Source organism: Streptomyces sp. NPDC001373 (genome assembly GCF_042895815.1).
In the GTDB taxonomy this organism is placed as follows: domain Bacteria; phylum Actinomycetota; class Actinomycetes; order Streptomycetales; family Streptomycetaceae; genus Streptomyces.
Window position 1 is genome coordinate 21,859 of sequence record NZ_JBIAWQ010000029.1, and the last position, 23,814, is coordinate 45,672.

At 69.9% G+C, this 23,814-nt stretch carries 8 protein-coding genes and 2 pseudogenes; 7 read left to right on the forward strand and 3 right to left on the reverse strand.

All coding sequences use genetic code 11. From position 1 onward, the window contains the following. Positions 1-2 precede the first annotated feature (2 nt). From pucD to ACFY15_RS34675, 6 genes and pseudogenes are all read left to right on the forward strand, one after another. Positions 3-2,402: a xanthine dehydrogenase subunit D gene (gene pucD / locus ACFY15_RS34650; protein WP_390691462.1), complete on the forward strand. Its 2,400-nt coding sequence runs from the start codon at positions 3-5 to the stop codon at positions 2,400-2,402. 325 nt (positions 2,403-2,727) lie between these two features. Next, positions 2,728-4,191, forward strand: coding sequence for an NCS2 family permease (locus ACFY15_RS34655; RefSeq protein WP_390691461.1), 1,464 nt, complete (start codon positions 2,728-2,730; stop codon positions 4,189-4,191). Positions 4,192-4,308: 117 nt separating this feature from the next. Beyond that, the gene (locus tag ACFY15_RS34660; protein WP_390691460.1) at positions 4,309-5,472 is read left to right on the forward strand and encodes an XdhC family protein; all 1,164 of its coding nucleotides are present in this window, start codon (positions 4,309-4,311) and stop codon (positions 5,470-5,472) included. Positions 5,473-5,608: 136 nt separating this feature from the next. Then, positions 5,609-6,928: a YncE family protein gene (locus ACFY15_RS34665; protein WP_390826825.1), complete on the forward strand. Its 1,320-nt coding sequence runs from the start codon at positions 5,609-5,611 to the stop codon at positions 6,926-6,928. A 55-nt stretch (positions 6,929-6,983) separates the two neighbouring features. Beyond that, on the forward strand, positions 6,984-7,484 hold the full coding sequence (locus tag ACFY15_RS34670) for a septum formation family protein (protein WP_390691458.1): 501 nt from the start codon (positions 6,984-6,986) through the stop codon (positions 7,482-7,484). Positions 7,485-7,546: 62 nt separating this feature from the next. Continuing rightward, positions 7,547-8,777 (forward strand): annotated as a pseudogene (locus tag ACFY15_RS34675) (GNAT family N-acetyltransferase). Between the two features lie 90 nt (positions 8,778-8,867). On the opposite strand, the gene ACFY15_RS34680 reads toward ACFY15_RS34675, so the two are convergent. Both ACFY15_RS34680 and ACFY15_RS34685 read right to left on the reverse strand, forming a co-directional pair. Further along, the gene (locus ACFY15_RS34680) at positions 8,868-11,099 is read right to left on the reverse strand and encodes a germacradienol/geosmin synthase (protein WP_390826826.1); all 2,232 of its coding nucleotides are present in this window, start codon (positions 11,097-11,099) and stop codon (positions 8,868-8,870) included. 250 nt (positions 11,100-11,349) lie between these two features. Then, positions 11,350-15,405 (reverse strand): ricin-type beta-trefoil lectin domain protein, encoded by a 4,056-nt coding sequence (locus ACFY15_RS34685; RefSeq protein WP_390826827.1) that lies wholly within the window; start codon positions 15,403-15,405, stop codon positions 11,350-11,352. 911 nt (positions 15,406-16,316) lie between these two features. Here ACFY15_RS34685 and ACFY15_RS34690 point away from each other — a divergent pair. Then, positions 16,317-23,204 (forward strand): polymorphic toxin-type HINT domain-containing protein, encoded by a 6,888-nt coding sequence (locus ACFY15_RS34690; RefSeq protein WP_390826828.1) that lies wholly within the window; start codon positions 16,317-16,319, stop codon positions 23,202-23,204. Between the two features lie 333 nt (positions 23,205-23,537). On the opposite strand, the pseudogene ACFY15_RS34695 reads toward ACFY15_RS34690, so the two are convergent. After that, a pseudogene (locus ACFY15_RS34695) lies at positions 23,538-23,814 on the reverse strand (hypothetical protein); the annotation flags it as partial.

Genomic DNA, 23,814 nt, shown 5'->3' on the forward strand with positions numbered 1-23,814 from the left:
TCATGGCCAACACCCGCACCACGCCCTCCGGGACCCCGACGAACGTCACCCAGAAGCACACCAAGGGCGGCATCGGCGAGTCGACGCTCCGCCCCGACGGCACCCTCAAGGTGACCGGCGAGTTCGCGTACTCCTCGGACATGTGGCACGAGGACATGCTCTGGGGCCAGACCCTGCGCAGCACCGTCGCCCACGCCGAGATCGTCTCCATCGACATCTCCGAGGCCCTGGCCATGCCGGGCGTCTACTCGGTCCTGACGTACGACGACCTGCCGGCCGAGATGAAGAACTACGGCCTGGAGATCCAGGACACGCCGGTCCTCGCCAACGGCCGCGTACGCCACCACGGCGAGCCGGTCGCCCTCGTGGCCGCCGACCACCCGGAGACCGCCCGCCGCGCGGCCGCCAAGATCAAGATCGAGTACAAGGAGCTGCCGCTCGTCACGGACGAGGCCTCCGCCCTCGCCGCCGACGCGCCGCTGATCCACCCCGGCCGCGACGACCACCACTCCGGTCACGTCCCGCACCCGAACATCGTGCACCGCCAGCCGATCATCCGCGGCAACGTGGAGGAGGCCCGCAAGCGGGCCGACGTGATCGTCGAGGGCGAGTACACCTTCGGCATGCAGGACCAGGCCTTCCTCGGCCCGGAGTCCGGCCTCGCCGTGCCCTCAGAGGACGGCGGCGTCGACCTCTACGTCGCCACCCAGTGGCTGCACTCGGACCTCAAGCAGATCGCCCCCGTCCTCGGCCTGCCCGAGGAGAAGGTGCGCATGACGCTCTCCGGCGTCGGCGGTGCCTTCGGCGGGCGCGAGGACATCTCGATGCAGATCCACGCCTGCCTCCTGGCCCTGGCCACGGGCAAGCCGGTGAAGATCGTCTACAACCGGTTCGAGTCCTTCTTCGGCCACGTGCACCGCCACCCGGCGAAGCTCCGGTACGAGCACGGCGCCACCAAGGACGGCAAGATCACGCACATGAAGTGCAGGATCGTGCTCGACGGCGGCGCCTACGCCTCGGCCTCCCCGGCCGTCGTGGGCAACGCGTCCTCCCTCTCGGTGGGCCCGTACGTCATCGACGACGTGGACATCGAGGCGATCGCGCTCTATACGAACAACCCGCCCTGCGGCGCGATGCGCGGCTTCGGCGCCGTCCAGGCCTGCTTCGCGTACGAGGCCCAGATGGACAAGCTCGCGGCGAAGCTGGGCATGGACCCGGTCGAGTTCCGCCAGCTGAACGCCATGGAGATGGGCACGATCATGCCCACCGGCCAGGTCGTGGACTCCCCGGCCCCGGTCGCCGAGCTGCTGCGCCGGGTCAAGGCCCGCCCGCTGCCGCCGGAGCGCCAGTGGGAGACCGCCGGCGAGGCCGCGGACCTCCGCGCACTGCCCGGCGGCCTGTCGAACACCACCCACGGCGAGGGCGTCGTCCGCGGCGTCGGCTACGCGGTCGGCATCAAGAACGTCGGCTTCTCCGAGGGCTTCGACGACTACTCCACCGCCCGCGTGCGCCTGGAGGTCATCAACGGCGAGCCCGTCGCGATGGTCCACACGGCCATGGCGGAGGTCGGCCAGGGCGGTGTCACCGTCCACGCGCAGATCGCCCGCACCGAGCTGGGCGTCACGCAGGTGACCATCCACCCGGCCGACACGCAGGTCGGCTCCGCCGGTTCCACGTCCGCCTCGCGGCAGACGTACATGACCGGTGGCGCGGTGAAGAACACCTGCGAGGCGGTGCGCGAGGCGCTGCTGGAGATGGGCCGCCGCAAGAACGGCTCGTACCACCCGGCGTGGGCCCACGCGGAGCTCCTCCTGGAGGGCGGCAAGGTCGTCACGGACGGCGGTGAGGTCCTCGCGGACATCGCCGACATCCTGGAGAACGAGGCCATCGACCTCGAGCTGGAGTTCCGCCACCGGCCGACCGCGGCGTTCGACCTGGTCACCGGCCAGGGCGACGGCCACGTCCAGTACACCTTCGCCGCGCACCGCGCGGTCGTCGAGGTGGACACCGAGCTCGGCCTGGTCAAGGTCGTCGAGCTGGCGACCGCGCAGGACGTCGGCAAGGCGCTCAACATGCTCTCCGTGGTGGGCCAGATCCAGGGCGGCACCACCCAGGGCCTCGGCGTGGCGGTCATGGAAGAGATCATCGTGGACCCGAAGACCGCGAAGGTGCGCAACCCCTCCTTCACGGACTACCTGATCCCGACCATCCTCGACACCCCGACCATCCCGGTCGACGTCCTGGAGCTCGCCGATCCGAACGCGCCCTACGGCCTGCGCGGTCTGGGCGAGGCCCCGACCCTGTCGTCCACTCCGGCCGTCCTCGCGGCGATCCGGGCGGCGACCGGTCTGGAGCTCAACAAGACGCCGATCCGTCCGGAAGCCCTCACCGGGACCCTCTAGGAACGGCACGGTCCGGGGGCCGCGAGGCCCCCGGACCCCCTCGACTCTCCGGGCGGTGCGACACGGGAACGTCACACTTGCCGCCCACACCGCCCGGAGCACCGAACCAACCGCACCGCTCGCGGTCGGCTTCACCCGGCAGTACCCCTGCGAGAACCCCCACGTAGTACCAAGCGGTCACCCCCGCACTACCCGCAGTACACGCAGTGCACCTTTCGCGTCGCCTCGGGCCGTCACCCCGGGTCGTGCAGCCAGCGCAGTTTCCCAAATCCCGCGTCTCCAATCTTTTTGCGGGTGCCCCTTTGAACCTTGGGAGTCAGGCACCATGACCCAGTCGTCTGTGGAGCCCAAGACCACCGCGGAAGAGGCCGGCGACGGCTCTCTGAACCCCGCCGGGCGTTCTTGGCTCGACCGTTACTTTCACATCACCCATAGAGGGTCGAGCGTCGGCACCGAAATTCGTGGCGGCGTCACGACTTTCATGGCGATGGCCTACATCCTCCTGCTCAACCCGCTGATCCTCTCCGGCAAGGACGTCGCCGGGGACACGATGAGCCAGAAGGCCCTGATCACGGCCACCGCCTTCGCCGCGGCGGCGACCACCCTCCTGATGGGCTTCATCGGCAAGGTCCCGCTGGTCCTCGCCGCCGGCCTCTCCGTCTCCGGAGTCCTGTCCTCGCAGGTCGCCCCGCAGATGACCTGGCCGCAGGCCATGGGCATGTGCGTGATGTACGGCGTCGTGATCTGTCTCCTGGTCGTCACCGGCCTCCGCGAGATGATCATGAACGCGATCCCGCTCGCGCTCAAGCACGCGATCACCATGGGCATCGGCATGTTCGTCGCCCTGATCGGCCTCGTGAAGGCCGGCTTCGTCGGCAAGGGCCCCGAGTTCGGCCCGCCGGTCCAGCTCGGATCGGTCGGCGAGCTCGCCGGCTGGCCCGTCCTGATCTTCTGCGTCACCCTGCTGGCGATCTTCATGCTCCAGGCCCGCAAGGTCCCGGGCGCGATCCTGATCGGCATCGTGGGGGGCACCGTCCTCGCGGCGATCCTGAACGCCGTCGTGGGCATCGACCCGAAGGCCTGGAAGAACGGCCCGCCGGTCCTCGACGGCTCCGCGATCTCCATGCCCGACTTCTCGCTCTTCGGCAAGGTCGAGTTCGGCGGCTGGGGCGACGTCGGCGTCATGACGGTCGGCATGATCGTCTTCACGCTCGTGCTCGCCGGCTTCTTCGACGCCATGGCCACCATCATCGGCGTCGGCACCGAGGCCAAGCTGGCCGACGACCAGGGCCGCATGCCGGGCCTGTCGAAGGCGTTGTTCATCGACGGCGCCGGTGGCGCCATCGGCGGCATCGCCGGCGGCTCCGGCCAGACGGTCTTCGTCGAGTCCGCCACCGGCGTCGGCGAGGGCGCCCGCACGGGCCTCGCCTCCGTCGTCAGCGGCCTGCTCTTCGCCGCCTGCCTCTTCTTCACCCCGATCACCCAGATCGTCCCGGGCGAGGTCGCCTCCGCGGCCCTGGTCGTCATCGGCGCGATGATGATGCAGAACGCCCGCCACGTGGACTGGGCCGACACGGCGACCGCGATCCCGGTCTTCCTGACCGTCGTGGTCATGCCGTTCACGTACTCGATCACCCCCGGTGTCGCCGCCGGCGTGCTCTCCTACGTGGCCATCAAGGTCGCGCAGGGCAAGGCCCGCGAGATCGGCGCCTTCATGTGGGTGCTCACCGTCGTCTTCGTGGTCTTCTTCGCCCTCCACCCCATCGAGGCGTGGCTCGGCGTCAAGTAGTCCGGCGAAGATCGGTACCGGCCCGTCCGGCATCCGGCCCCCGCGGCCCGCTGCCGGCCGGGTCACCGCCCTTCACGCATCCCATACTGGAAACGAACCCCTCCGAGGAGGCCGCACATGCTGGACATCGCCGAGGAACTGAACCGGTGGGTCGAGCAGGGACGTGACTTCGCCGTGGCCACCGTGGTGGCGGTCGGCGGCAGCGCGCCCCGGCAGCCCGGAGCCGCCCTCGCCGTCGACGGCGAGGGCACGGCCATCGGCTCCGTTTCCGGCGGATGCGTGGAGGGTGCGGTGTACGAGCTGTGCCGGCAGGCCCTCGAAGACGGCGAGACCGTCCAGGAGCGCTTCGGCTACAGCGACGACGACGCCTTCGCCGTGGGTCTGACCTGCGGCGGGATCATCGACATCCTGGTCACCCCGGTCCCGGTGGGCTCCCCGCAGCGCGAGGCCCTCGCCACCGCCCTGCGCGCCGCCTCCCGGGGCGAGGCGGCGGCCCTGGCCCGGATGGCCGAGGGCCCGGCGGAGCTCAAGGGCCGCGCCCTGGTCGTCCTCGGCGACGGTGCCCACGAGGGCGGCTTCGGCGGCCACCCCGAGCTGGACCGCACCATCGCCGAAGAGGCCCGCGCCATGCTGGACGCCGGGAAGACCGGCGTCCTGGAGATCGGTGCCGACGGCCGGCTCTGCGGAGAGCCCCTCAAGGTCCTCGTCGAGTCCAGCGTCCCGCCCCCGCGGATGATCGTCTTCGGGGCCATCGACTTCGCCTCCGCCCTGGTGCGGATCGGCAAGTTCCTCGGCTACCACGTGACGCTGTGCGACGCCCGGCCCGTGTTCGCCACGAAGAAGCGCTTCCCCGAGGCCGACGAGATCGTGGTCGACTGGCCCCACCGCTACCTGGAGGCCGAGGCCGGCACCGGCGGCGTCGACGGCCGTACCGTCCTGTGCGTCCTCACCCACGACGCCAAGTTCGACGTGCCGCTCCTCGAACTGGCCCTCAGGCTCCCCGTCGCCTACATCGGCGCCATGGGCTCCCGCCGCACGCACGAGGACCGCAACAAGCGGCTGCGCGACGTCGGCGTGACCGAGCTCGAACTGGCCCGCCTGCGCTCCCCGATCGGCCTGGACCTGGGCGCCCGCTCCCCGGAGGAGACCGCGCTGTCCATCGCCGCCGAGATCGTGGCGAACCGCCGCGGCGGCACCGGAGCCGCCCTGACCGGCGCGCACATCCCGATCCACCGGGACTCCTCGAACACCGTGATCGGCCGCATCGGTTCCGTCGCCTGAGGCGGCGCCCCACCGGCCCGACTCCGCCGCGACGGCGGCCCGATGACAGAAGGCGCAGCCCGAGGGTTGCGCCTTCTCGCCGTCCCGCCTACTTTACCGCCCGGTAACGGCGCTACTTCACAACGGAGTTGAGCGGATGTCCCGGTACGGTCGCACCTTCCCGCGCATCCCTTCGCGCACCCTCCGCCTCGCCTGCGCCCTGGCGCTGGCGGGCCTCGCGGCCGCGCTGGGCCCGGCCGCCGCCGCGTCCTCCCCGGCGGCGGCGCCACAGCCCGCGGCCGCCGGACTGCGGGAGGTGCTCTTCGTCGGCAACAACTGGGAGGGTACCGCCGACGTCCTCGCCTCCACCGGCGACCTCGCCCGCGTCGGCAGGATCAACGTGATCCCCGACAAGGAGGAGCGGCTGCGGGAGATCTACCTCAACCCCGTGAAGCTCGGCTTCTTCCTCGGCGTCCGGGCCACGGCCGGCGAGGGCCACGACCAGTTCGTCGACGACATGTACACCACCCCGGACGGCACGGCGGTGGTCGTCTCCCGCCCCAGCTTCGCCGACGTCGTCTCCGTGGACCTGCGCTCCGGACGGATCAACTGGCGCTTCCCGGTGGCCGGTTACCGTTCCGACCACATGGCCGTCTCGCCCGACGGCACCCGGGTGGCCGTCTCCGCCTCCACCGCCAACACCGTGCACGTCCTCGACATCGCCACCGGCCGGCAGGTCGGCTCCTTCGCCACCGGCGACAAACCGCACGAGAACACCTTCACCCAGGGCGGCCGCCTCCTGTGGAACAGCTCCATCGGCGACGTCACCTCCGCCCTCGACGCGCCCTGGCTGGACTGGACGAAGGGCGACCGCAGGCTCACCGTCGTCGACGCGCAGACCTTCCGCACGGTCCGCACCGTCGACATGCGCGAACGGCTGGACGCCTTCGGCCGCAAGGACCTCTCCGACGCCGTCCGCCCGATGGCCTTCACCCCGGACGAGTCCACGCTCTACTTCCAGGTGTCCTTCTTCAACGGCCTCGTGGAGTACGACGTCGCCTCCGACCGGATCACCCGGGTCAAGACCCTCCCGGTGAACCCCGCCACCAGCACCGACCGCACCACCTGGGTCAACGACTCACGCCACCACGGGCTGTCCATGAGTCCCGACGGGACCAAGCTCTGCGTCGCCGGCACGATGGACGACTACGCCACCGTCGTGGACCGCGCCACCCTCGCCGAGGGTGCGCTCGTTCCCGCCGACAAGCCCTACTGGGCCACCGTCGACGGCGACGGCAAGGGCTGCGTCATCTCCGAGAGCGGCGCCGACCGGGTCACCGCCATCGACTTCGCGACCGGGGCCAAGCGGGTCTCCGTCCCCGTCGGCGACCACCCCCAGCGGGTCCGCCTCGGCCGCGTCCCGGCGGACTGGAACGGGCCCGGCGCCCGGCAGGCCCCGGCAGCCGCCCGGGAGTAACGTGAAAGGGGGGGGATCATTGCGTCTCGTGCCCACCCCGAGGAGAGCCGCGCGTATGTCCACACTGCCCCGATCGCACCGCCGCGCCGCCCGCGGCGCGGCCCTCGCCCTCACCCTGCTCCTGGCGGCCCCCGCGACCGGCACGGCCCTCGCCGCCCCCGCCGCCGCAGACCCCGGCGACATCGCGGTGGGGGACTGCTTCAACAGCGCCGCCGACGTGAAGGACTACAAGACCGACGAGGTGGCCCGCGGGCCCTCGTCGGTGGACATCGTGCCCTGCGGCCAACCCCACCAGTCGGAGGCGTTCGCCGTCGTCACCCTCCCCGAAGGGCCGTTCCCCGGCGACAAGAAGATCATCTCGCTCGCCAACGAGAAGTGCGGCGCCAAGGAGGTCGCCGCCTACGCGGGTGCCGGAGCGAAGATCCCGGACACGATGGCCGTGTACTTCTACCTCCCCACCTCCGCCACCTGGGACCAGGGCGAGCGGCGTATCACCTGCTTCCTCGCCGACTCCGCCGGCCGGACCGCCGGCTCGGTCCGCGTCGGCGCATCCTGAGTTCGCACAGATCAGGCCACTATGGTGCGAGCGGTCCCCGATGGCCGATTGGTCTCCCGATCATGGTGGACATCCGCGAGGTACCCGAGGACGACATCGCCCGCGCCCAGGAGCACGCCTCCCTGGCCTTCCACGACCGGCCCGAGCCGGAAGGGCGCGAACGTACCACGCCCTGCTCAGCCGCTGCGACCGGCTCGGCGCCTACGACGGGGACGCCCTCGTCGGCTTCATGGCCGCGCACCCCTTCCGGCTCTCCGTCCCCGGCTCCGAACTCGCCTGCCCCGGCCTCACCTTCGTCTCCGTCGTCCCCACCCACCGGCGGCGCGGCGTGCTCACCGCCCTCATGGACGAGCAGTTCCGCCGTGCCGCGGCCGCCGGCAGCCCACTGGTGTGCCTGTGGGCCTCCGAGGCCGCCATCTACGGCCGCTTCGGCTACGGCCCCGCCACCCAGGGCCTCACCGTCGAGATCGACTCCAGCCGCCCGCTCGCCCTGCGCATCGACCCCGACTCCCGCCCCCTGCGGCGGGTCGACCCGGCCGACGCCCTCGCCGTCATCGGCCCCTGCCACGAGGCCGCCCGCCGCACCCGGGCCGGCCGGCCCAGCCGCTGCCCCGCGCGGTGGACCCAGGAGTGGCTCTGCGAACAGGACGAGGAGGAAGAGGAGTTCGGCCCGCCCCGGATCGCCGCCCTCGGTGCCCCCGGGGAACCGAGGGCGGGATACGTCCTCTACCGCACCAAGCACGAGGACGGCGCGGGAACACCCGCGGCTGCGCCCTCGTCCGCGTCGACGAACTGGAGGCCGAGACACCCGCTGTCGCCGCTGCCCTGTGGGACTTCACGGCCTCCCTCGACCTGACCGGTACCGTCCGGGCCTGGGGCCGACCGGCGGACGACCCCCTCCTCCACTTCGCCGCCGACCGCGACCAGGTCAGGGGCACGGCCCAGTTCCCGGCGCTCTGGCTGCGCCTGGTCGACGCGAAGGGGGCACTGACCGCGCGGTCCTGGGCCGCGCCGGTGGAACTCGTACTGGAAGTGGCCGACGTGCGACTGCCCGTGAACTCCGGGCGGTTCCGGCTTGAGGCGGGGCCGGACGGAGCGGCGTACGAACCCGCCCGCGCGGACCCCGACCTGACCCTCGACGTACGGGAGCTGGCCGCCTGCTACCTGGGCGGTACCCGGGTCGCGGAGCTGGTGGCCGCCGGGCTGGTGGCCGAGCACACCCCCGGCGCGGCGGCGGCCCTGGACGCGGCCCTGCGCACACGGCTGCTGCCGCACACCGCCGACGAGTTCTGACGGAGCGGCCCTGACGGCGGCGCCGAAGGCGGGGCAGGGGGGCGGGGGCGGGGGCGGGGGCGGGCGAGCGGACCGCCCCCGCCCCCCGGCTCAGGCGGACTGCCCGATCCGCGCCGCCGCCATGCCGAAGCCGCTGCTCAGGACGGCGGTGGACAGTCCGTCGCCCTGCCGGCGGAGATCCTCCTCACGATAACGCCGCGCCTTCAGATGCCAGTTGAGGACCCCCGCGAGCCAGTCGCCCAGTTCACCCGCGTAGGCGTCGAGACCGGCCCGGGCGGCGGCGTCCAGCTTCCGGTCCTCGCACAGCCGCGGCAGCCGGGTGGCGACGATGTGCTGGAACTCCTCCACGCGCCGCTCCATGAGGGAGTGGCAGATGCGCAGGGCCTCGGGATAGCCGATGTCGAAGAAGTTCCGGGTGACCACCAGGTGGTTGTGCAGGTCGCCCTCGAACTCCACCTCCTTCTGGTAGGAGAAGATGTCGTTGACGAGGCAGCCGATGTCCGCGGCCGCGTTCTCCAGCGACCGGACGGTCCCCGAGCGGTAGATCTCCTCGGGGACGCCCCGGCCCTCGTGCCCGAGCCGGCACATGTACATGGTCAGTTGCGAGCCGAAGGTGCGGCGGCGCATCTCCGCGTAGTCCACCGGGTCCGGGACTCGACGGTGGGCCAGGTTCTCCACCTCCCACACCCAGCTCTGCAGCATGTCCACCATGGTCGCCCGGAACTCGGCGCGGGCGGCCCCGGTCATGCCCGCGACGGTCCGCTCCCACAGGTCGGCGAGGGACCGTTCCATCACGTCCATCACGGTGACCGGCTCCGGCCCGGGACCGGCGCCGTCCGGAGGCATCATCGACAGGAGCCGTGCCGTGGTGGCCTTGGCCGCCGCGATGTTCCCGGACCGCCCGAACACCAGCGGGTAGTAGTCGTCCGCGTACGTCCCCCAGGTCAGCCAGCAGGCGCTGAGCAGCAGTTCCCCGGCCGTGGCGTCGGGGTCGATGCCGGCCGCGCAGAGGGCGAAGTCGTAGCCGCGCAGCTTCTGTTCGGTCCAGATCGCCGAGCCGGGGTCACCGGGCTGCGGCTCCAGCAGCCCCATGCTCCGGGCCCACTGCACCGAGCCCTCGCGGGCGTGCGCGAGGTGCGGGCTCAGGGACAGCTCGAACGGTAGACGGATGTCGGGGATCACCGAGGGGCCGGTACGTTCGAAGGGGGTGAAGGAGAAGGAGCGGCGGCGCATCTCCACGGACCGCCGGGTGAAGACCGAGCCCAGGTCGAAGGCGCTGGTCCCGAGCCCGCTCGGCAGGAAGGGCAGGGACAGCCGGGCGGTGGGCCTGGCCCCCTCGTTCATGTAGCGGCCGGAGACCATGTGCCACTCGTGTCCGCCGGACTGCCAGTCCTGGAGGCCCTTGACGTAGGCGAGGACGGCGGCGATCTCGTCCGGGGCGAGGGCGTGGTCGGCGAAGAGCCGGGGGAGTTCGGCGAGGGCGGTCTGTTCGAACTGCAGGAGGCGGGAGGTGATCAGGTCGTTGGAGATCTCTGCGGCCTGCTGGGTGGAGCAGCCGAGGAAGGTCTCCAGCACCAGCACGGCGTTGGAGAGTTCGCCCTCGTCGGTGACCTCGCGCTGGTAGGAGAAGATGTCGTTCCTGACGTGCACGGCGTCGGAGAAGGCGTCGCGCAGGACGGCCAGCGGGCGGGCGTGCGCGACGCGCGCCGGCACCTCCGCGGCCACGTACTCGACCAGCCCCGCCGACCAGGGGGCGCCGCCCACCTTGCGGCGCATCTCGATGTACTCGAGGGGGTTCGCCACCCGCCCGATGTCGATGTTGGCGAGCTCCCACATGGACTCGTCGAGCAGGTTCTTCGTGGACAGGGCGAACCGCTCGCGCCAGTCCGCCGACATGGCCGGCACGGTGCGTGCCCACAGGTCCGCGAGCCCGGCCTCGACCGGATTCGTCGCCTCGGGGAAACCTTCCGCCAGGTCCATGGGCATGAAGGCGGCGAGCCGGTCGAGATACGCCGTCGCGCCGTCGCGGTCCTGGGAGCGCTTGTACATCTCCAGGAAGTGGTCGTCGAAGAAGAACACCCACACGTACCAGTCGGTGACCAGGGACAGCGCCGCGGCGTCGCAGTCGGGGTGCGTGTACGCGCAGAGCAGGGCGTAGTCGTGCGAGTCGAGGTCCCGCTCCTCCCACACCCCCGACCCCTCCAGCATCCCGAGCCCCCGCGCCCAGCCCTTGGTGCGGGTCCTGGCCTCCTCCAGGTGGGGGTTCAGCCGCGCCGGATACGGCACGTAGAACTCGGGCAGTTGGAACGGCTGCTGCGTCACGACGGGGCGGGCCTTTCGTCCGGTGCACGGGGGCCGAAGGACCCGCCCCCGCAGGAGATCAGCAGTGCCCTACCCCCGGCACCCGGCGGACACGTCCCGCTTCACCGCTTCAGGTGACACCCGCCCCGTTCCCCGGCGCGCGGGGTCGAGGTGGGATAGGTGACGCTGCCTGCTGCTCGTGGACGCCTCGCACGACCGGCCCGGCCCCTCTGCGCGAGGGGCCGGGCCGGTCGGCGGTGCGGTGGCCCGGTCAGGGGGCCGGGACGGGCAGAGGTGCGGTGTTGAGGGTGGGCAGGTTCCAGCGCTGGGGGTTGCTGCGGTTGCAGTCCCACAGATACGGCTGCGTGCCGTCGTTCATGTCGCTCGCGTCGACGCAGCGCCCCGAGACGGGGTTGTAGAGGCTTCCGTCGGCGCGGGGCAGGAACTGCTGGGCGGGATGGTCGTGGCAGGTGACGAGCTGGACGAGCGTGCCGTTGGCGGTTCCGGCGTTGGTGGCGTCCAGGCACTTGCCCGCGGTGCGGACGGTCCCGTCGCCGCGTACCTCGAACTTCTGGGCGTCGCCGCCGTTGATCTCGTTGCAGTCCCAGATCTGGATCTTGTTGCCGTCCGTGTCGCTGCCGTGCTCGTTGTCGAGGCACCGCCCGACGGCGCTGATGGTGATCTTGCCGGCGGTCGCCGGGGCGGTGGGGGAGGCGGCGTACGGGTAGACGGCCAGGTTGCTGATCCCGCCGGTGAAGCCGCCGTAGAACCAGTCGGGCTTGGCGTCGGACTGGTAGCGGCCGAGGACGAAGGGTCCGGTGGGCGCCGGGCTCGTGGCGGCCTGGTGGTTGCCGCTGGAGGCGAGGGTGCCGTTGACGTACAGGCTCATGAGACCGGTGTCCGCGTTGTAGACGGCGGTGAGCAGGGACCAGGCCCCCGGAGCGTAGCGGGCGGCCTCGTTGACGGCGTCCGTCCAGTCGTACGGCCGTCCTCCGTCGTCGGCCTTGGCCAAGGCGAAGCGCCAGTTGCTGTTCGCGGGGTCGGCGTACAGGGTGAAGGCGCTGTTCTTGAGCCCGTCCTGGCTGGCGATGAGACCGCCCTGGGCGCCGGGCTTGGCCCAGGTGGTGAGGGTGAAGCTTTTGCGGGTGTCGACGACCGGCCCGTTGGTGGTGATCGTCGCAGGGCTGCCGGTGAAGGCCGCGTGGGTGGTGTCGCGGCCGCCGATCCTCTCGGTGGGGAAGGTGACGCCCGCCGTGGTGGCCGGGTAGTTGCCGACGGCGCTTGGGGTGCTGTTTCCCGTCTGCCCGGTCAGCTTCCACTGGGCCTTGGGGGTGTTGAGGTTGCCCAGGAAGACGGGGGTCTGGTCGACGCTGGTGACGGACGGGTGTGGCGTGGCACTGCCGACGCCGTTGAACGCGACCAGCTGCTGGTTGGCATCGACAGCCCAGAGGTCGGGGACGCCGTCACCGCTGATGTCGCCGTCGGATCCGACGCGGGGGTAGAGCTTGGGGTCCGCCTTGCCGGTGATCAGGCCGCCGGAGGGGTCCGTGAAGCCGGTGAGGTCGGGGGACTGGGCCGTGCCCTTGACGGAGAAGGCGTGCAGGCTGCCGTCCGTCCGGGAGCGGGCCCACAGGGTCGGGAAGGCGGTGCCCTGGGCACGGCCGGGGGTGATCAGGTCGTATCCGGACCAGCGGGTGTCGTTGGCCGACAGGAGGACGGCCGGTGACGTCAGCTGGTTGGTCGACCCGGGCGAAGCCAGCCACAGGCGGCCGTTCTCCAGGAACAGCAGGGAGGCGCGGGGCAGCGCACCGCTCGCGTCCACCACATCGCCGTTCGGGGCGCCGAACGAGGCGATCTGGGTGACGTTGGCCCAGGTCGTGCCGTAGCCGTACGCGGCGCAGTCGATGGTGCTGCCGGAGGGCAGGGCGCAGGAGGTGGGCTTGACGACCCGGCTGGGGGCCTGGCCGTCGAACTGTCCGCCGTTGCCGTCGTTGAGGTACTGGTGCAGGTCCGGATTGCCGGGCTGGTGCGCGAGCAGGTCGTCGACGGTCTTGAGGCCGAGGCTGCCGCGGTGGCTGATCTGGATGCCGTTCCAGCCGTTGCCCCCGGGGGCCGGCCGGATGCGGGCGTTGGGAGCCGCGGCGGGGTCGGTGCCGGCGCCGAACTGGCGCAGGTTGCCTGCGGAGTCGGGCAGCAGGAGATCGGCCTTGCGGTCGCCGGTGACGTCACCGAAGACCGGGTCCGGGCTGTTGGGATTGGAGGGGGCGTAGTAGGCGTAGGCCACGGGCTGCGAGAGGTTGCCCGCGACGTCCTGGGTCTGGACGTAGAGGTAGTTGGTGCCCCAGCGCTGCGGGGTCAGCTTGACGGTCCCGGTGCCGTTGGCGAGTTTGAGGATGCCGGTGTCGCTGTCCGTGCACTTCCAGCTGGTGGAGGCCGCCTTGATCGGGTCGGTGGTCCAGCGGGCGCAGGCGAGACCGGACGTGCGGCTGCCGTTCAGAGGGGTGGGGTCGGTGCCGGTGAGAGTGAAGACCCCCTCCTGGCCGACGAGCTTCGGGTGGGCGCCGATGGTGCCGGATGCGGGGAAGTCCGCGGAGGTGACGGCGGCGGTCGGCGGGGTGCTGTCGACGCGGAAGTAGCACCGCTCGGTGTTGACGCTGGTGAGCGTTCCGTCGGTGGTGTTGGACCACCATCCGTAGAGGTGCCCGTCGGTCAGCCGGCCGATGTCCACCGTGTGGTCGCCGCTGCCGAGCCAGCCGGTGCGTACGTACACGGAGTTGTCGCTGTCGGCGGTGTCCCAGTACTGGAACGTCGTCTGGAGCTGCTGCCCGACCGGAGAGTTCGATGCGGTCGTCAGGGTGACGTTGTGGTTGGCGCCGATCCACCCCGCGTTCTCCAGCGGATTGGGCGTGTTGGGGGTGTTGCAGTCCGCGTAGGCGGAGGTGTCCGCGAACCCGGGGGTGGGGCGGATACGGGGAGAGGTGCTGGTGGGACGGATGTCGTACGTCACCTTGATGTGCGGGTTGTTGCTGAATCGCTGGCGGTAGTACTTGTTGCCCTCGTCGTCCGGCGCGAAGCCGAAGGTGAAGTTGGGCCACCGGTCCCGAGCGGCGGCCTGCATCTGGCTGGTGACGTCGTACTGGATGTCACCCGTGCCCGAGATCCAGTTGCCGCCGATCTTCGGGCATCCGCCCATGAGGGAGTTGCGGTCGCAGGGCTGGTTGTTCCAGCTGGTCGGGTTGCCGATCATCCCGGTGTGGTAGAGCCCCATGGGCGTGGGCTGGCTGGGGCTCGAGGAGGTGACGACGGTGGCGTTGAGCCTCGCGTCCAGCACCTCGGCGCCGTAGATGACGGAGTTGACCCCGACCTGGAAGTAGGCGCGCTCGCGGCCGAACCGCGCACATGCGTACGGGGCTCCACTGAACCCGCAGTAGCCGGCCGCCGGTTTGTCCTGGCCGCTGGCCGTACCGTTGTACTCGTTGGAGTCGGGGTACGCCTCCTGGACCTGCGACCAGGCCTGCGTGCCGTTGTCGACATCGGGGTTCCAGCCGGGGTCGATGTACCAGGGGCCGGTGCCCCGGCCGAGCAGCGCGACGTCGGGGACGAGCTGGATGCCGCCCGTGTCGACGGTCGTCGCGATCTGTGCGACGGCGGCACCGGCGCCCGGGCCGGCGGAACTCGATGACGTGCCCTGCTCTGGCGCCGGTTGCTCTGCCGGTGCTGACCGTTGGGTCTTCGCGCCGTCGGTCTTCACGGCGGGCGTCTGGGCGGAGCCGTTCGAGGAGTCCCACATGAGGGGGGTGGGGGCGGAGAAGCGGCTCTTCCCCTGGGCGTCGGTGGCCCTGAGGTTGCCGGCTCCGTCCGCGGACACGGCCAGCCCGTTCGCCTCGATGCCGAACCGGAGCCGACGGACCGCGGGATTCGCGGCGGCAGCCGCCGTGTGGACGACCAAGACCTGCCGCCAGCCGCCGACCGGGGTCGCCGTCAGCTCGAGGTCGACGTCCGGAAGGACTTCCTTGTACAGGGCGCCGTTGCCGTTGAGGACCGGCTTGGGCATCGGGAACGGAGCCTTGAGGGCCAGCTGCTTCCCGTCGGCCGTGACCATGGCCGCCATGGGGCCGCTTCCGCCGCCGGAGAAGCTGAGCTGCGAGGCCGTCGCGATGGGGGCGACAGATCCGTCGGGCTTGACGCGAAGGGTCGCGTCGAGCCCGCGCCACGTCCCGTCCGCGCCTTTGACCCGTTCCGGGACAGGGGTGGAGTCGCTGGTCAGAGTGCCGTCGGGGTTGGCGACGGTCTGGGAGTTGCCCGTGGTGAGGTGCTCGATGGGCACGGGCTTCCCACTGCTCCTGGCAGCACTACGGGCATTCTCCACGGCCGTCTGCTCGGCGGTCTGTGCGGGTCTGGGCGTGGGTGCGGGCCATGTGGTTTCGGTCGGCCCGTCATCAGCCCCCTCAGCGGCGACGGCTGGTGGGCCGAGGAGGAAACCGGACCCGACGGAGAACACGACAGCAGCAGCGACGGGCAGCATCGCGACGCGACTGGCTCCCCGCCCGTGGCCCCCCGGCCTGACTGTGCGCGATGGAAGAAACGGCCTCACGTTGAGAGCCCCCCTGAGCTGTGAGACGGACATAAACCAGCCGCACAGTTCCTTCACTGCCGCAACCTTGTCAACAACCAGGGAAGGGTGAATGTCGCTTTTGGTGGAGTAGGTGGACTTTTGGTGCCGGGGTGATGTTGGTCATGTAAGAAAACTCTAAGAATTTCCTATGTGGATCGAACGTGCATTCCCTAGAGTGCCTGGGATCTGGGCCGTAGTGCCCGTCGTCACGTCTATCTGCATCCTGTGGGGGGATCCAGTTGTTCAGTAGGGGTGGATTTCTCGTGCGCTCGCGCACCGCGAGATCGCGCGTCGCGATCTCGGCGGTGATCGCAGTGCTCGTCTCTGGCCTGGGACTTCCCGTGGCCGAGGCGGCTGACAAGCCGCCGAAGGTGTGGACACCGCCGAACACGCCATTGGCCGGAACCAAGCCCGTAAAGGGCTCGGCCGCCAAACTTTCGGCCGAAAAGATACCGAGTGGCCGAAAGTGGTCTCCGCAAACGGATAATAAAATTCCGGCCGGTGTCGCGAATGTTTCGTTGAATGAGAAGACTAATCTTCGAGGACTTCTCGGCTCCGCTTCCGTTCAGGCTGGATCCCTTCCCGTCTGGGTCGCGACAGGAAAGGGAGCAAACAGTCCGGCAGTGGCCAAGGGCCTCGGGCCGGTCACGGACCAGGGTGACGGTCTGCGCGTCGAGGTGAAGGACGAGGCCAGGACCCGGGCCGCCGGAGTGAACGGCGCCCTCGTCTCCCTCACCGAGAACACGGCCGGCGCTGCCGAGGGCAGGCTGCGGGTCGACCTCGACGTCTCGGCCTGGGCGAAGACCTCCGGTGCCAACTGGGCGGACCGCGCCCGCGTCGTGCAGCTGCCCGCATGCGCGCTCACCACCCCCGGAGCGGCGGGCTGTACGACGCGTACGCCCGTCGATGCACACCGGGACGCTTCCGGGCGGCTGGCGGCCGATGTCGCCGTACCGCAGAGCCCGGGAACCTCGGCCGCGCCGCTGAAGCCCGGCTCCCGGTCGAACGCGTCCCGGTTCTCGGTACCGCAGGGTGTCGTCCTCGCCGTCGAACCCGGTCCGGCCGGTGCCAGCGGTGACTTCACCGCCACGCCGCTCCTGCCCTCCGCTTCGTGGCAGGCCGGGGCCAACGCGGCCAACTTCACCTACGGCTACACGGTCGAGATCCCGTCCGCGATCGCCGGCCAGGCGCCCGACATCTCGCTGGGCTACGACTCCTCCTCGATCGACGGCCGGACCGCGTCCACCAACGCCCAGGCCGGAATGATCGGCGAGGGCTGGGACTGGCATCCCGGGGCGATCTCCCGTACCTACAAGAGCTGCAAGGACGCCGGGATCAAGGACTCGGGTGACGAGTGCTGGGCCGGCGACGTTCTCTCCCTCAACCTGGCCGGTCACTCCGGCCAGATCGTCCGTGACGACGCCACCTGCGTCTACCACGTCAAGGGCGAGGACGGCACGAAGATCGAGCGGCTGACCGGGCAGCGCAACTCCGCCTGGAAGGGCGAGGCCTTCAAGGTCACCACCATCGACGGCACCCAGTACTACTTCGGCGCCAACCGGCTGCCCGGCGGCGACGGCACCGACCCGGAGGCCAAGTCGGTCTCCACCGTGCCGGTCTACTTCAACAGCGGCCAGGACAAGTGCCTGGGAGCCGAGACCCCGGCGAACGGCTCGTGGGTGCAGATGGGCTGGCAGTGGAACCTCGACTACGTCGTCGACACCCACCAGAACCTGATTTCGTACCGCTACGAGCAGGAGAACAACTACTACGGGCGCGGCGGCGGCCAGAACGGCGGCAACGGGACGCTGACGCAGTACCAGCGCGGCAGCTACCCCACCTGGATCGGCTACGGCCAGCGCCTGCCGGAGCAGCTCGCCGCGAAGGGAACGGCCAAGCCGGCCGCCCAGATCGTCCTCAAGAACAACGAACGCTGCGTTCCCGGCGGCACGATCACCTGTGACCCGGCCCAGCGCACCAAGGCCAATGCCAAGTCCTGGCCCGACACCCCCGTCGACCAGGAGTGCGCGGCCACCGGCCAGTGCCTGAACCTGTCGCCGACCTACTTCAGCACCAAGAAGTTCTCCGAGATCTACACCGAGGTCCGCGTCGGCGCGGCCTACGTCAAGGTCGACTCGTACGCCCTCAAACAGTCCTTCCAGGACCCGGGCGACGGCACCTCGCCGACCCTGTGGCTGGACTCGATCCAGCGCACCGCCTCGAACGGCAAGACCCCGCAGACCCTGCCGGCGGTGTCCTTCGCACCGCTCCAGATGGCGAACCGCGTCGACGGTGTCGTCAAGCGGCCGGACGGGACGCAGGCCTCGGCCCCGTCCTACAACCGCCCGCGCATCCAGACGATCACCACCGAGACCGGTGGTCGGATCAACGTCGTGTACAAGCCCGCGGAGTGCTCGCGGCTGAAGAACACCATGCCGCCCTCCGAGGACGGCAACACGATGGCCTGCATGCCGGTCAAGTGGTACCTGCCCGGCCAGTCCTACGACAGCCCGGTCAACGACTGGTTCAACAAGACCGTCGTCCAGTCCGTCACCCAGCAGGACATGGTGGCCGGCCAGGTCGCCACGGTCACCGAGTACGAGTACGGCGGCGGCATCGCCTGGCACCGCAACGACTCCGAGTCCGCCGACCCCAAGACCCGGACCTGGGACCAGTTCCGCGGCTTCGCCACCGTCACCACCCGCACCGGCAACGGAAGCCCGGGCGATGGCCCCCGCACCAAGTCGGTCACCACCTTCCTTCGCGGCATGGACGGCGACGTCCTCGCCAACGGATCGAAGCGCAGCGTCAAGGTTGGTGACGCCCAGGGTGGCTCCATCACGGATGAGGACGTCCTCGCCGGCTTCGTCCGCCAGACCGAGACCTACGACGCCGACAGCGGCAGCGTCGTCGGCGACGAGGTCACCACCCCCTGGCTCGGCCCCGTCACCGCGACCCGCGCCCAGTCGGGCGGCATGCCGGCGATCACCGCCCGCGCCATGAACACCGGCAAGGTCACCAGCCGGGCCAAGCTCGCCAACGGCAGCTGGCGCACCAGTGAGCGCACGTCCACCTACGACGGCAGCCTCGCCTCCCGGCCGCTCCAGGTCGACGACAAGAGCGATGTCTCCCGTGCCGACCAGCGGCTCTGCACCACCTTCGAGTACGCCACCGGGCCGGGCGGGGCGATCACCGAGCTCCCGTCCCGCACCCTCGTGCTCTCCGGAGCCTGTGGCCAGACCCCGACCGCAGCGAACACCGTCGGCGACACCCGGGCCTACTTCGACAACCTGCCGCTCGGCCAGGCGGCCGCGACCGCCGACCAGACCGGCAACGAGGTCCTCGAGAAGTACGACGCTGCGGGCAAGCCGGTCTACCGGTTGAACTCGACCTCCACCTTCGACGCCTACGGCCGCGTCACGAGCACCACCAACAAGGTGCGCAAGGACGCGACCCACCCGGACGGCGCCGTCACCAGGACCGAGTACAAGCCGGCCACCGGCGTCCTGCCCACCGAGGTCGTCCACACCAACCCGATGGGCTGGAAGGCATCCAACACCCTCGACCCGGGCCGCTCCCTGCCGCTGAAGACCACCGACGAGAACGGCCGGGTCGGCGAACGCGACTACGACGCCCTCGGCCGGGTCGTTGCCGTCTGGCAGCCGGGCCAGGAGCGCGCGAAGTCCTTCAAGCCGGTCCGTGAGTTCTCGTACGCGATGAACGGCACCAACGCGCCGTCCCTCGTACTGAGCAAGGCCCTCATGACGGACGGCCAGACCTACTCGTTCACCTACACCCTCTACGACGGCCTCGGCCGCATCCGCCAGACGCAGGCCACCCCCGGCTCGGGCGTCACCGGCCGCCTGATCACGGACGCCTTCTTCGACTCGCACGGCCGACAGTCCAAGACCAGCGCCGCCTACTACAACGACGAGCAGGACCCGTCGGGTTCCCTGTTCCTGCCCAACAGTGGAGTCAACCCGGACAGCAAGGTCCCGGCGCAGAGCGTCAAGGTCTTCGACGGCCTCGGCCGGACCACGGCCTCCGTCTTCCAGTCCTTCGGCGTCGAGCAGTGGCGTGCGAAGACCGAGTACCCGGGCGCCGACGAGGTCCGCTCCATCCCGCCGAACGGCGGCTACGCCACGGCGCGCATCACCAACGGGACCACGTCCGTCCTGCGCCAGTACAAGAGCAACAGCCCCACGGGCGCGTACGACGAGACGACGTACGAGTCCAACGCGCAGGGCCAGGAGTTGCGCCGGAAGGACTCCGCAGGCAACGAGTGGACCTTCACCTACGACCTCCTCGGCCGCACGGTGCGGACCACGGACCCGGACGCGGGCACGGCGACCACGTCCTTCGACGACAGCCGCAACCTCGTCACCGCCACCGACGCCCGCGGCAAGAGCGCGACGACGGTCACCGACCTCCTCGGACGGACCACGGCGACCTACGAGGGCACGGCCGTCGACCCCGCCAAGCAGGTCAGCGGATTCACGTACGACTCCCTCGTCCTCGGCAAGCCCACCGCCAGCACCCGCTACGTCGGGGGCGCGGCCGGCAGCGCCTATGTCACGGAGGTCACCGGCTACGACGGCGGCTACCGTCCGCTCGGCACGAAGATGACCATCCCCGCCAAGGAAGGCAAGCTCCAGGGCGTCTACGAGACGACCAACACCTACAGTCCGTACGGCGAGCTGGAGAAGACCAAGCTCCCGGCCGTCCCCGAGGCAGGCCTCAAGGCCGAGACCCTCACCTACAACGTCGACATCGTCGGCAACCTGCTCGCCCTCGACAGCACCATCGACACGACCTGGACCCCGTACCTGGTCGACGTCCGCTACGACGCCTTCGGCCGTCCCATCCGGAACACGGTCGGCAACTCCGGCAGGCAGATCGTCTCGACGGTCGACTACGACGCGGCGACGGGCCGCCCGGTCCGCTCGACCCTGGACAAGCAGACGTCGACGCGCACGAGCGTCGACGTCCTGGACTACACCTACAACCAGGTCGGCCAGCTCACCTCGATCAGCGACACCCAGGACGGCGCCGCCCGCGACCTGCAGTGCTTCAACACCGACTACCTGGGCCGGCTGACGCAGGCCTGGACGGACACCGGTACCCAGGTCACGGCACCGCAGCCCAGCGTCCGAGGCATCGGCGGCTGCGCCAACGGCTCAGGTCCGGCGGTCGACGGCACCGGCAAGCCCAGTGTGGGCGGCCCGGCGCCGTACTGGCAGCAGTACGAGTACGACAACCTCGGCAACCGCAAGAAGCTGGTCAAGAAGGACGTCACGGGCAACCCGGCGAAGGACACGACGGTCACCCAGACCTTCGGCTCCGGCCCCAACACCCCGTCGACCGACCCGAAGACGGGAGGTGGCACCGGTGGCCCGCACGCCCTGATGACCTCCACGGAGACCGGCCCGTCCGGCGCGAAGGTCACGTCCTACACCTACGACGCCACCGGCAACACGGCGTCCATCACCAGCACGCCGGGCACCAAGACCCTCACCTGGAGCGACCAGGGCAAGCTGGACAAGCTCACCGGCACCGGCGAGAGCGCGGGCACGAGCTACCTGTACGACACGGGCGGCAACCAGCTCATCCGCCGGGACCCGGGGAAGACCACCCTCAACCTCGGCACCGACCAGATCACCCTGGAAGCCGGCTCCAACAAGGTCACCAACGTCCGCACCTACCCGGCGGGCGGCGGCCTCTCCGTCACCCGCACCACCACGGGGGGCACGTCGAACCTGGCGTACCAGTCCTCGGACCACCACGGCACGAACGGCATCCAGTTCAACGCCACCGACCTGGCCCAGGTCCGCCGACCCTCCGACCCCTTCGGCAACGAGCGCGGCAACCAGCCCACGCAGGGCACCTGGGCCGGGGACAAGGGCTTCGTCGGCGGCATCAAGGAGGCGGCCACCGGCTTCACCCTCCTCGGAGCCCGCGAGTACGACCCGATGACGGGCCGCTTCATCAGCCCTGACCCGCTGATCGACGCGGGGGATCCGCAGCAATGGAACGCGTACGCCTACTCGAACAACAACCCCGTCAACGCGTCGGACCCGAACGGCAAGATGTTCAGCTGCGAGGGGAGCGCGTGCGACAGCCATCCGGGCTGGGAGTCGAGCGAGTCGCACGTCAGCCACTGGTACGACGATGACGACGGCGGCGAGTCCGAGGCCGGCCGGGTCCTCACCCGGGCGAACAACACCCTGTCGGCAGCGAAGAAGAAGCGGGACGAGCTGGTCCACCAGGTCATCGACCTGGTTGCCGACCTGATCGGGTTCAACGACGCCCGCGACTGCTTCACCAAGGGCGACGTGATGGCCTGCATCAACACGGCCCTCAACGCCGTCCCGTGGGGGAAGCTCTTCAAGGCTGTCAAGATCGGCATCAAGGCCTTCAAGATCTACAAGGAGGTCAACAAGGCCTACGACGCCATCCATTCGGCGGAACGGGGTGCGGCGGAGGCCGCGAGCGCGTACAGCAAGGTCAAGAAGGCGGTTGCGGAAGCCCGGACGGCGGAAGCGAAGGCGGCGAAAGCGGCTGAAGAGAAGGCCGTGAAGGAGACGGCCAGCGACGCCGCGGGAACCGAGAGCAAGGCGGCGAAGGGCGAAGCGGACGCGGCAAAGAGCGAGTCCGGCTCGGGCAGAGGCGGCGAGTCCGACGCCTCTTCAGCCCCGACCAAGTGCAACAGCTTCCCCACCGGCGTCCGGGTCCTGATGGCCGACGGCACCACCAAGGCCATCGAGGACGTCCACGACGGCGACACCGTCATCGCGACCGACCCTCAGACGGGCGAAACCACTCCCAAGACCGTCACCGCGACGATCACCACCCCCGACGACAAGGACTTCACCGACCTCACCCTCACCGACGACGCCAACCCCCGCGGCCCGCCCGCGAAGATCACCTCCACCTACCACCACCCCTACTGGAGCGAATCCCGCCACCAGTGGGTCGACGCCGGCGAACTCACCCCGTCCGAACAGCTCCGCCAGCCGGACGGCACCACCCTCACGGTCGAATCGGTCCGCAACTACCCGTACGCCGTCGCGACCCACAACCTCACGGTCAGAGACCTCCACACGTACTATGTGCTGGCGGGGGCCACTCCCGTACTGGTACACAATTGCGGTGGCGGCGGCTTCAAGAATCCCGTTTCTCCAGATGAGATAACTGAGCTCAACCGCGGATTCGGCGGGATGGTCGCGGAGCGCGGTACTCCCGAGAACGTAATGGTCAACGCGAGTCGCTATGGCAGCTTCTGGGAGAAGTCGGCCGTGGTGATTCGAGACATTGCCGGTAGTCACATGTTCGACAATGGAAATAAGCGAACTGCGCATGCTGTGGTATCCCAGCTAATGGATCGCAACGGCATCACCAGCGGGCCAACATCGGATGAGCTGTGGAGTGTTATAGCCAGAGTCGCTACTCCTAAAAAGGCAGGCCACAGCATGGATGTTGGGGAGATTGCCTCGATGTTGCGAGGGTATTGAGGGGAGTAGTGATGGTGGATATTGAGCTACTAATGGATCAGCTGGGGAGGGCTGGCGTCAGCGTCCTCCTCAAGGTTGACCATGAGCGCATGCAAACAGGACATAAGCCCTGGACGATGGTGATGTCAGGTCCAGGGCTGGGTGGGCGTGCTTTGATTCGCACGGACGCGCCCACTCTTCAGAATTGCCTGAAGTACTGCCTTCGAGAGCTGAGCACCTGTCCCGGTGATTGGGGGTGGCTGGAGCTGTATTCGTAGGTGAAATGAGAGGCCCCGCCGGAAAGAATTTCCGGCGGGGCCTCTGCCGCGTTTGACGGCAACGGTGACGGCAACGTCAGTGGACGACGGCTGCGGCGGGTGGGTCGTCGGAGTCGTTGTCCGTCGGGGTGAAGGCGTTGCCGAGGGCGTCGATGGCTTGGCGTTGGAGGCGAAGGCGGACGTGGGCGTAGACGCCGGCGGTGACGCCTATGTGGGCGTGGCCGAGGAGTTCCTTGATGACGACGAGGTCGACGCCTTGTTCTATTGATCCGAAACGGTTTGGGTTCTGGGTCGTTGGTGGGGTGTGAGCGATCTGGTGGGGGACGCGCGGCATCTGTCGCCGTCGGCGCAGG